This window comes from Colwellia echini, from assembly GCF_002843355.2.
Lineage (GTDB): Bacteria > Pseudomonadota > Gammaproteobacteria > Enterobacterales > Alteromonadaceae > Colwellia > Colwellia echini.
In genome coordinates, this window is record NZ_PJAI02000002.1 from 60864 (window position 1) to 72165 (window position 11302).

At 37.3% G+C, this 11302-nt stretch carries 6 protein-coding genes; 5 read left to right on the forward strand and 1 reads right to left on the reverse strand.

Annotation, left to right across the window (positions count from 1 at the left end; genetic code table 11):
- Window positions 1-12: 12 nt before the first annotated feature.
- On the reverse strand, window positions 13-831 hold the full coding sequence (locus tag CWS31_RS02830; RefSeq protein WP_101343807.1) for an SHOCT domain-containing protein: 819 nt from the start codon (window positions 829-831) through the stop codon (window positions 13-15).
- A 759-nt stretch (window positions 832-1590) separates the two neighbouring features.
- Between CWS31_RS02830 and CWS31_RS02835 the strand changes: the two genes are divergently transcribed.
- The 5 genes from CWS31_RS02835 to CWS31_RS02855 all read left to right on the forward strand — a co-directional run bounded on the left by CWS31_RS02835 (window position 1591) and on the right by CWS31_RS02855 (window position 11074).
- Window positions 1591-4902 (forward strand): transglutaminase family protein, encoded by a 3312-nt coding sequence (locus CWS31_RS02835; protein ID WP_101343808.1) that lies wholly within the window; start codon window positions 1591-1593, stop codon window positions 4900-4902.
- A 229-nt stretch (window positions 4903-5131) separates the two neighbouring features.
- Window positions 5132-7747 (forward strand): circularly permuted type 2 ATP-grasp protein, encoded by a 2616-nt coding sequence (locus CWS31_RS02840; protein WP_246143302.1) that lies wholly within the window; start codon window positions 5132-5134, stop codon window positions 7745-7747.
- A complete protein-coding gene (locus CWS31_RS02845; protein ID WP_101343809.1) occupies window positions 7744-8622 on the forward strand; it encodes a transglutaminase family protein in 879 nt (292 codons plus the stop codon). The genes CWS31_RS02840 and CWS31_RS02845 overlap by 4 nt, the downstream gene beginning before the upstream one ends.
- 60 nt (window positions 8623-8682) lie before the next feature.
- Window positions 8683-10137: a circularly permuted type 2 ATP-grasp protein gene (locus CWS31_RS02850; RefSeq protein WP_101343810.1), complete on the forward strand. Its 1455-nt coding sequence runs from the start codon at window positions 8683-8685 to the stop codon at window positions 10135-10137.
- A 1-nt stretch (window position 10138) separates the two neighbouring features.
- Entirely contained in the window at window positions 10139-11074 is a 936-nt protein-coding gene (locus CWS31_RS02855; protein WP_101343811.1) for an alpha-E domain-containing protein, read from the forward strand.
- Window positions 11075-11302: the final 228 nt, after the last annotated feature.

Consider the following 11302-nt stretch of genomic DNA (forward strand, 5'->3'; position numbering starts at 1 on the left):
ATTGAAGTGCACTTAAATACGTTTTAATAAATCTGCTTTTTTGAGATTATATTCTTCATCGGTTAAAGCGCCATTATCACGTAACTTAGCTAACTTATCTATTATCTCGAGTGTTTCAGTAACGGAATAAGTTGTCGATGAGCTATTCATTGCTTGAGTATTAACCGCTTGAGAATTAACAGGGGGCATTGAAGCCTCAGTAGCTTGATTAACCGGTGTTGCTGTATTGTCTACTGCCTGTTCATTCATCGGCGAGGTTGGTATATTATCTTCCGGTTGTGACTGCCCAGGTCCTGAAATAAGTGGTAAATTACGCACATCAATATTTCCCCATTGGCTAGTAAAGTTCAGCGTTGAGCTATTACCTTGTTGTTGACTTATACCACCAATATTATGATCTAGCGTATCATAGATAGATAATTGACCATTTAATTCAACAACCAGACGATTTGGGAAAATAGCGTAACGAATATTGTTTTGCGCGCCGCTACTAAATGGGCTACCTAAATTAGCCGGCCACCATTGATTACTACCGGGACTACCAGCCGGAACAACAGGAAAAATTTGGTTATTACTCAAAATATTTGCTAATTCAGAGCATAAATTATCAACCGTGGTTTTAAGGCCGTTATTAAACATGTCGCCTACCATAGTCATACCACCGCGCATCCATTGGCCAGAGCCACCCAATTCAGGGCAACTAAATTGTGCCATTGAACCGCCGCCATTATTAATGGCAACCATCATATGGATCACCGCTTCACGGCTTACCCCGTAACGATTACTAATTCCTGAAACTAAATTTTCACCAATGTCTGTTAAATTTTGCATGATATTTATCCTAATAGTTAGGTTGGACTGCGTTGACTAAGCTTATGTAAAGCATTGGTGATAATTTCTTATCTATATATGTCTTATCAATTAGTTTCACTAGGTTACTAAAAAGTAGAAATTAATGAATAACAACATACCAACAACAATGTTTTTTTATACCTATTTCAGTTGAATGTTGTATCTTCAAAGAGAACTAGGTAATGGCGATATTATACCACTTTAACTCAACTTCTTATTAGCTTTATTATTAACTATTTTTTAAAAGCACTTTGAGGTTACTAACGATTAAATTATTCAAAAAACATAGGTCAATAAGTACTATTTTGGTGCGATGAACGCACCAAATAAAAAGTTAATAGTGGCTAATAGCAGAAGATAGTGTTCTTAATGTAATAGTTTGCACTTAAATGAGCCTATTTAACCTGAGTTCGGGATAATGAAAGTGAGTAGAATAATAATATCAATTACTTAGGATTTTACCTTTACAATAGTTTTAATTATTCGTAGTACAAGGCAGGAAAGCGAAGCCAATAACGGGTTATTGGGAGCTTTCATAACGAAGTAATACGGGTAATTAATGCTGTTGTAGCATTTTGCTTATCCCGAACTCAGGTTATTTAAGATAAATTGAGTGAAAATAAGCGATCTATTGAGAAAATTTAATGGAATACTTCTTGCTAAACTAGAGTATGCTAGTGATTAACATAACGAATGTTATATTTACGCTGCTTTATTTTATTAAAGGGGAATTAATCGATGACCATAACAGTTGGTATTGCACACCATACTCAATATAAATACGATCGCTCTGTGAACATGGGGCCACATATATTCCGCTTGCGCCCAGCGTCTCATAGTCGTACTAAGATTAAAAGTTACTCCTTAAAAATAGTACCCGAAGATCATTACATTAATTGGCAGCAAGACCCTTTTGGCAATTATCAAGCCCGGGTAGTATTTAATAAACCGACTACTGAGTTTAGCTTTACCGTTGATCTAGTTGCAGAGTTAACGGTAATAAACCCATTTGATTTTTTCTTAGAAGAATACGCAGAAGAATTTCCTTTTGTTTATGATTCTGTATCAAAATCTGAACTTGCGCCTTACTTAAAAAAACGTAAAGCCAGTGTAAAATTCTTAGCATTAATAGATTCACTACGACCCACAGAAAAAATTCGTAGCGTTGATTATCTCGTTGCTGTTAACCAAGCAATTTATAATTTAGTTGGCTACGGCATTCGTTTAGAGCCTGGTGTACAAACACCCAATGAGACTGTTACTAAAAAAACAGGCTCATGTCGTGATTCGGCTTGGTTACTAGTGCAACTTTTCCGCCATTTAGGTTTAGCCTCTCGATTTGTTTCGGGTTATTTAGTTCAGTTAACCTCAGATCAAAAATCATTAGATGGACCAAGTGGGCCAGAAGAAGATTTTACTGACCTACACGCATGGACAGAAGTCTATATACCAGGTGCTGGTTGGATAGGACTTGACCCTACTTCTGGCTTATTTGCAGGTGAAGGGCACATACCTTTAGCTTGTACTCCAGAGCCTAGTTCAGCAGCGCCGGTAACAGGTGGTATTGATGACTGTAAGTCAGAGTTTAGTTTTTATAATAAAGTTACCCGCGTGCATGAAGATCCACGTGTTACTAAACCTTATTCAGAGCCGCAATGGGCAGCGATTAATCGTTTGGGTCAGCAAGTTGATGATATATATACTGAAGAGGGTATTCATTTAACCATGGGCGGTGAGCCAACGTTCATCTCTATTGATGATATGGAACACCCACAATGGAACACCGAAGCTGACGGTAAAGAAAAAAGAGTATTAGCACAAAACTTATTTGTGGAAATGAATAAAGTCTTCACCAAAGGTGGATTTACCCATTACGGTCAAGGTAAGTGGTATCCAGGTGAGCCGCTACCTCGTTGGCAGTACGCCTGTTATTGGCGCAAAGATGGTGTGGCATTGTGGAAGGATGTAAATTTACTTGCTGATCCTAATAAAGATTACGGTTTGGATCATAAAGATACCAAAAAATTTGCTGAAAAATTAACCGAAGCATTAGGTCTAGATAAAGCTGCGTTAACAACCGCTTATGAAGATATTTTATATCATTTATGGCAAGAGGGCTCATTGCCTAATGAACCTGGTCCTAAAGACTCTAAATTGTTGCATGCAATGAGTCGTAAAGGCTTTTTAGAGAAAATGGAACAAGGTATAGAGAACCCTGTTGGTTATGTTCTGCCATTACAGTGGAACGAGGGGAAAAATTGCTGGCAGTCTTGTACTTGGGATTTTAAGCGTGGTCATTGTTTCTTATTACCTGGTGAATCTCCATTAGGATATCGTCTGCCGCTAGACAGTCTTGCTTGGACTGACAACATCATTGACCGTGACCCGTTTGATATTCCGGAAGAATTCTCTAAAACCAAAAAACTAAAAAAAGGTTTTATTGGTAAAGAAATGATTAAGACGGCCATGGCGTTAGAAGTAAGAGAAGGCCGTTTATATATTTTTATGCCACCAACGAGTCATTTTGAGCATTACTTAGGTTTATTAACTGAAATTGAATCCGTGGCGAAAGCGCTGAAAATGCCATTGGTGATTGAAGGCTATAGTCCACCAAAAGATAGTCGTGTTGAAAAATATGCAGTTACACCTGATCCAGGTGTGATTGAAGTGAATATTCACCCGTCTACCTCGTGGAAGCAATTAGTTGAAAGAACAACAACGCTTTATGGTTTAGCTAAAGAGGCGCGTTTAGGTACCGATAAGTTTATGGCCGATGGTCGTCATACCGGAACAGGTGGCGGTAATCATGTAACTTTAGGCGGCGAAACACCCGATCAAAGTCCATTTTTACGTCGCCCTGATATCTTACGAAGCTTTATTACTTATTGGCAGCATCATCCAGGATTATCATACTTATTTTCTGGTTTATTTATTGGTCCAACAAGTCAAGCACCGCGAGTTGATGAAGCCCGTGATGAAATATTATATGAACTTGAAATCGCTTTTTCTCACATGCCCGAAGGTGAAGTACCAGAGCCTTGGTTAGTTGATAGATTGCTGCGTAACTTACTGGTTGATTTAACCGGTAATACGCACAGAGCAGAGTTTTGTATTGATAAACTTTATTCACCAGACTCGGCAACAGGCCGTTTAGGTATCGTTGAGTTCAGAGGTTTTGAAATGCCGCCGCACGAACAAATGAGTTTAGTGCAAATGGTATTGTTGCGTACGTTATTGGCATGGTTTTGGAAAAAACCCTACCATAAGCCGTTAGTACGCTGGGGCACAGAATTACATGATAAGTTCTTATTACCTCAATACGTAGAAAATGATTTAGGTGAAATTTGTCGTGACTTACAACAAGCAGGTTTTCCATTTCAATTAAATTGGTTGAATCCATTCTTTGAATTTAGATTCCCAGTATGTGGCACACGTGAACTTGATAATGTAACCCTAGAGTTAAGAACTGCAATAGAGCCATGGCATGTACTTGGTGAAGAAGCGAGTGCTTCAGGTACGGCAAGGTATGTAGACTCATCATTAGAAAGAGTACAAATTAAGGTGATTGGTGCAATTAGCGAGCGCTATATTGTTACCTGTAATGGTCGTCGGGTACCACTTAAGCCTGTTAAGGGGAAAGCAAAAGACGAACAGGTTGCTGGTATTCGTTACCGTGCATGGCAACCACCAACGGCTTTACACCCTACAATTGGCGTACATGCACCCTTAACGTTTGACTTAATTGATACATGGGAAGGGCGCTCATTAGGCGGCTTTGTTTATCATGTAAGTCATGCTGGCGGTCGAAATCCTGAGTCTTTACCGGTTAATGCTTTTGAAGCAGAAGGTCGCAGAGTGGCAAGATTCTGGGAGCATGGACATAGTCCATCACTGCAATCATCGGCTTTACCACCGTGGAGTCCGTCAACTATGACACGTAGTTTTAACCCAGCAGAAACAGTAAGTGAATTTGTTGTTCCAGAAGAAGAGAGTATTAACAACGATTATCCACATACTTTAGATTTACGTCGTCAACCCGCCTTTAAATAGACGTGATAACTAAACATAACTAAACATAACTGAACAATACAGAACATAAGCTGAAATAGCTGATAATAGATGTATAATTCCACTTTAAAATTATTTAAAGTGGAATTAGGGTATGTTGATCATTCAGGGTTAAAATTTATTCAATTTAAAACGGATTTAATCGCGGCGCGAGCTTTGTATCATAGTTATTCTATTAAAAAGTGAGCAACAATGAGTATATTCGTTTTAAATGAACCCTAAAGATCAACCGACCTTATTAGTTATGTCTTATATTAATAACAGTATTTCAAAGCCTGAGTCATCTATTTATTCACCATGGAGCATGCGCAGTTTGTATCATAATTATAACGCGATGTCTGAATTGCCTGAATGGTTATCTCTTTACTTAAATAAGTCTCATACTCATGATGAACTTGTAAATCATAGTGGATTAAAACCAGTCCATTGGGATGCCTTATTTAATCGTTTAGCCAGTTTAACGACAGAAGACGTCAGTAGTCGTTCAGTTGAAATAAGTCAACTAATGCAAAATGGTAATGTTAAGCCTGAAAAAAATCAGCAGTGCTATTTTGATCCCTTACCTTTTATGTTTTCAAAGTCTGATTGGGCATTAATAGAAAAAGGCGTTATTCAACGTACTTTGCTATTAAATGATATACAGCAAGATATATACGGCGAACAAAAATTATTAATTGATGGTTATATTAATGCGCGAAAATTATATGAAGACAGTAATTTTCTTCGCGAAGGCTTTAGTTTACCTAGCGATGAATTAAAATTATTTTTTACTGCTGTTGATCTTTATCGTACGCAGTCGGGCGAATTTAAAGTATTAAAAGACCACTGTCAGTGTCCTTTGGGTTTAGGCTTATTATTAAAAAGCCGTATCATTGCGCGTCGGGTTATGGCCGAGGAATTTGCCGATTGTAGTGTCTTGCAAATTAAAGAATTTTTAACTATTTTTCAAGATGCTATCAATGAATATTCACGTTATATGGACGATCCTCGAGTAGTTATTTTAACCCGAGGCATTGACGATCCTAATTATAACGAGCATGCATTTCTATCTACTTATTTTGGCTACACCCTAGTACAAAGTGCTGATTTAACAGTACGTGAAGGTGAAGTTTGTTTAAAATCTTTACAAGGACTGGGCAAAATTAATGTGATTCTACGTTGGTTGCCCGATCGTAATATTGATTCGTTAGAGCAAACGGACTATTCGTTATATGGCATTCCTGGATTATTACAAGCAGTTCGAGAAGGCAGTGTAAAGGTTTTAAATCCTTTTGGTAGTGGTGTGTTATCGTCTCCTGCAATAAAGCGACAGTTGAATAAATTATCTGAATTGCTATTAAATGAACCTTTATTGCTCAGTGAACCTAATAGTTACGATGTTGAGCAAGCCAGTACACTAGACTGGAACACAATAGAGTTACTGAGTTACCAAGACCCTGATTTTAAGCTTGATGCAGCGACTCAAGCTGAAAAGATAAAAAACTTAATAGATACTCAACCGGATAATTATTATTTTCAAGATAAACCTGAATTAAGTACCGCACCCTTTTGGATTGATGGCAAGTTAGTTGCCAAACCTGTGGTGTTTAGATGTTATGTCTTAACTACTGAACACGGTATTGAAGTATTACCTTCGGCGTTATGTTTTTCAACCAAAGCATCAAATGGGGCTGGTGTACCTGGCTGGATAAAAGATACTTGGATTAATACCGAGAAAAATACTGACTTTAATAACACCACAATACCAACAAGACTGCGTATGGATGTCAGCTTATTAGAAGGAGTCATTTCAAGTAGAACAGCAGAACATCTTTTTTGGTTTGGCCGCTATTTAGAAAGAAGTGAAAGTACGGTGCGTATTTTACGTATCTTTATTGATAAATATACAGAGTCAGCTATATATTCAGATGCCGTTCGTAATAGTGTCGTCACTCGTTTTACTGCTGCGATTAAATCACAACGCATTGTTTATCCTTATCTTGAAAACGGTGTAATCTTAAATGAAGGTATCACAGCCACGCCCAAAGATATGGCTTTTCAATTATTAGCAGATAAGCAATTTCCGGGCAGTATTATTAATACCCTAGAATATTTATGTAATACCTCTAAACAGATACAAGAACTATTATCCCATGATAGCCGCAGAATGATGGATGATATTAATGGGCAAATACAAATTTTAAAAAACCTGACGACTCATATTTCAACGCGAACTATGCAGAGTCTATTAGACCGAATTATTGGCTCAATAATGGCCTTTAATGGTTCAATTACCGATTGTATGCCTAATAGTAATGGTTGGTTTTTGTTAGAAATTGGTCGTCGTATTGAACGTAGTATACAAGTAAGCTCATTAAGCTCCACGTTGTTAACTGAAGAGTATGAAGAAGCTGAAGAGCTTGGTGTACTTGAAGCGGTATTGAGTTGTCAGGTAAGTTTAGTCACCCATAAACGTCGTTATCGAATGCATCAAAGTATTGGAACCGGTCTTGAACTGTTACTACTTGATGCAGAATATCCAAGATCTTTACTCTTTCAATTAGAGCAAATAGATGAATTGTGTCGTCATTTACCTACCAAAAGACGACCAGGGGTAATTTCAGCCCATGAAAAAGCGATATTATTGTCTAAAACGAGTTGTTCTATTACCGAAAAAGATTATTTACAGCAAAGTGTTGATGAAAAAAGACAACATTTAGTTGAGTTTTGTCATAACATTCGTATTAATTTAGATACTTTTTGTGATGTATTATTATTGCAATATTTTTCTCATACCCAGACAGCTCAAAAGCTAAACTGGACTAATATTGAACAAGCGCAACCGTGAAATATAAAATAAAACACTCAACTACTTATCAGTATTCTGATTTTGTAACCTTATGTCAAAATCAGGCAAGACTAACACCGAAAACTAACCGAGGACAGATTTGCCACAGTAGTCGTATTGATATTGTTCCCCCTGCAAATTATCAACAGCAATTTACCGATTACTTTAATAATAAGGTAACTGTTTTTGAAATTTCAACTCAATACAAAACGTTAAATGTTACGGTAACCAGTGAAGTAGAATTATTAGTTACTGCAAAAAAGGATTTAGAAAATCTGGATATGCCATGGCATAAAGTGCGAGATTTATTAGCAACCCCTAATTCCAAAGAGCTATTAAAAACGTCGGAATTTATTTTAGCTTCGCCATTAACGCCGATCGAAGAAGGAATAAAAGATTATGCATTAATTTCCTTCACAGCAGAGGAAAAATTAATTTCTGCTTGTAAAGACTTAATGGCACGGATTTTTCATGACTTCAAGTATGATCCTGGTTTTAGCACAATCAGTACCCCTTTAAGTGTCGTTTTTGCACAAAAAAGGGGCGTATGCCAGGATTTTGCACACTTTGCTCTCGCTTGTTTGCGTAGCATAGGTTTAGCTGGAAGGTATGTGAGTGGCTATATTGAAACTCTGCCACCTGAAGGCGAAGAAAAATTAGAGGGGGCTGATGCAACACATGCTTGGTTTTCAGTATTTTTACCTAGCTTTGGTTGGGTAGACTTTGATCCAACTAACAATGTATTACCTAGTGAGCAGCATATAACCTTAGCGGTTGGACGTGACTTTTCAGACGTCTCCCCTTTAAAAGGGGTGGTGTTTGGTGGTGGTAATTCGCTATTAGATGTCGCAGTGGATATGATTCGGTTAGAGTAACTTTAATCGCGGCATATTACAGATTCATAATGAGTTAATGATTTAATAAGGCGAAAGTGTATGAAAATTGATTGGAAAGCGTACCAAACGAATGGTTTCTTTGATGAATTAATTGATGGTCAAGGGAAGGTCAGATTACACGGTAAACAGTTAGCACATTTTTTCTCTAAGTTGTCGGCAGAAGAATTAAGAAAAGCTAGAGCTGTTGCGGATTTAGCCATTAAAGAAATGGGTATTAGTTTCACTGTTTATAATGAAGGCTCAATGATCGATAGAGCTTGGCCTATGGATATTATTCCGCGCACCATTGGTAAAAAAGAATGGCAAGGTATTGAAGTTGGTTTAAAACAACGTACCGAAGCATTAAACCTTTTTATTGATGACTTATATCATGATCAAAAAATTATCAAAGACGGTGTTTTCCCTAAAGGTCTATTAGAAAAATCAGTTAACTTTCGTGAACAATGCGTAGGTATCAACCCACCAAATAAAATTTGGGCGCATATTTGTGGTTCTGACTTAGTACGCGATGGTAACGGTACAATGTTTGTATTGGAAGATAACCTACGTGTACCGTCAGGCGTGTCATACATGCTTGAAAATCGCTCAGTAATGAAACGCGTATTCCCTGAGCTATTTGAACAGGTTTCTATTTTACCTGTTGATGATTATCCCTCGCAATTATTTGATATGTTAGCCGCTATGTCACCACGCCCAGATGATAAACCTGAGGTGGTGGTATTAACACCGGGTATCTATAATTCAGCTTATTTCGAACATTGTTATCTTGCTCAGGAAATGGGTTGTCAGCTAGTTGAGGGCCGAGATTTAGTGGTTGAGAAAGACGACTGTGTTTACATGCGAACCATCACAGGCTTACAACGTGTTGATGTTATCTATCGCCGTATTGATGATTTATTTCTAGATCCCGAAGCATTTTTACCCGACTCACAACTCGGCGTTCCTGGTTTAATGCGTGCTTGGTCTAAAGGCAATGTAGCATTAGTTAATGCGCCAGGTGCTGGTGTTGCCGATGATAAAGTGGTTTATGCTTATGTACCAGACATGATTAAATATTATTTAGGTGAAGAAGCAAAACTAGCCAATGTACCTACCTTTAAATGTATGGATGAAAAAGAGTGTGATCATGTTATCAAAAACATTGATAAGTTAGTGGTTAAACCCGCCAATGAATCAGGTGGCTATGGTTTATTAATAGGTCCTAAATCAACGAAAAAAGAACAACAACAAACCATTGCCGCGATTAAAAAAGACCCACGTAATTGGGTGGCTCAACCTACATTGAGTTTATCTACTGTACCTACGTTAGATGATATTGAACCAGACGGACGTCATGTTGATTTACGACCGTTTATTTTATCGTCAGGTAAAGACACTAAAGTCACAACTGGTGGTTTAACACGTGTTGCCATGGTTAAAGGATCGCTGGTGGTGAATTCATCACAAGGTGGCGGTAGTAAAGATACTTGGATTGTTGACGAAGAGGCTAAATAATATGTTATCAAGAGTAGGTGAAACTTTATATTGGGTATCTCGTTACATCGAACGTGCAGAAAATGTTGCGCGTTTAATCAATGTTAATAATATGTTGATGATGGACTTACCCAAAGGGGTTAGTACAGGGTGGGAACCATTAGTTGATATTATTGGTGCGCGTAAAAGTTACTTAGAAAACCATAGTGATTTTTCTGAACAAAAGGCATTAAGATATTTACTGGTTGGTAGTGATAACAACTCTTCAATTCTCAACTCTATCATTTCAGCTAGAGAAAGTGCTAGAACGATACGTGATGTAATTCCAAGAGATGTATGGGAAGAAATTAATTCACTGTATTATTTTGTTAAAGATAACTCAAAAGAGGGCTTATCTAAACGTGGACGATTTTCGTTTCTAAAACATATTATTGATTCAGCGCATCAAATATTTGGTGCTTTAGATGCGACAATTAATCATGATCAGGGCTATGTGTTTATACGCTTTGGTTCAATGATTGAACGAGCCGATATGACTTCTCGTATTCTAGATATTCGTTCTGAAAGTTTAGTGATCAGTGATGAAGCTAAACCTTACGAAAATATTCAATGGATCAGTTTATTACGCTCCTTAAGTGCTTATCAAATGTATCGTCAACAAATGGGTGTGAGAGTACAACGCTCTGACGTAATTGAATTTGTAATGCACAGCGAAATATTTCCAAGATCGATAATTTTCTGTTTATACGAATTAAAAGAGTTGATATCACCGCTTATTAAGTCGGCAGAGCTGATTAAACTTATTGATGACGCTATTAAAGAGCTGAAGTATAAAAATGTAAGGGCACTTAAAAACGGTTATTTACATGATTATATTGATACCATTCAAATCCGTTTGGCTGATATTCATAATGCTCTGGCTGAGTCATATTTTTTGAAACCACCGGAAGAAGTTTAAACTATTCAACCTGAGGTTAGGTCGTATTGTCTCGCCCTGAAATACACTGACGTTTTTAATGAAAGGCCAGATAGCTATTGCTCCTGGCCTTTTTTGTGCGCTTCATTTAGTGTTTTTGTTCCTAAAACTTTATTCCCTAAACTTTTTAATCCTAAATTAATACAAAGTGCTCACCGTGATTAAATCTGTCTAAAAATAACAAAAAATATTAAATCATTCGTTGGGAAA

What these genes read in the sequence shown, in the direction of transcription:
- CWS31_RS02840 (WP_246143302.1), top strand. Translation starts at nt 5,132, where the DNA reads ATGAACCCTAAAGATCAACCGACCTTATTAGTTATGTCTTATATTAAT.
- CWS31_RS02835 (WP_101343808.1), top strand. Translation starts at nt 1,591, where the DNA reads ATGACCATAACAGTTGGTATTGCACACCATACTCAATATAAATACGAT.
- CWS31_RS02850 (WP_101343810.1), top strand. Translation starts at nt 8,683, where the DNA reads ATGAAAATTGATTGGAAAGCGTACCAAACGAATGGTTTCTTTGATGAA.
- CWS31_RS02855 (WP_101343811.1), top strand. Translation starts at nt 10,139, where the DNA reads ATGTTATCAAGAGTAGGTGAAACTTTATATTGGGTATCTCGTTACATC.
- CWS31_RS02830 (WP_101343807.1), bottom strand. Translation starts at nt 831, where the DNA reads ATGCAAAATTTAACAGACATTGGTGAAAATTTAGTTTCAGGAATTAGT.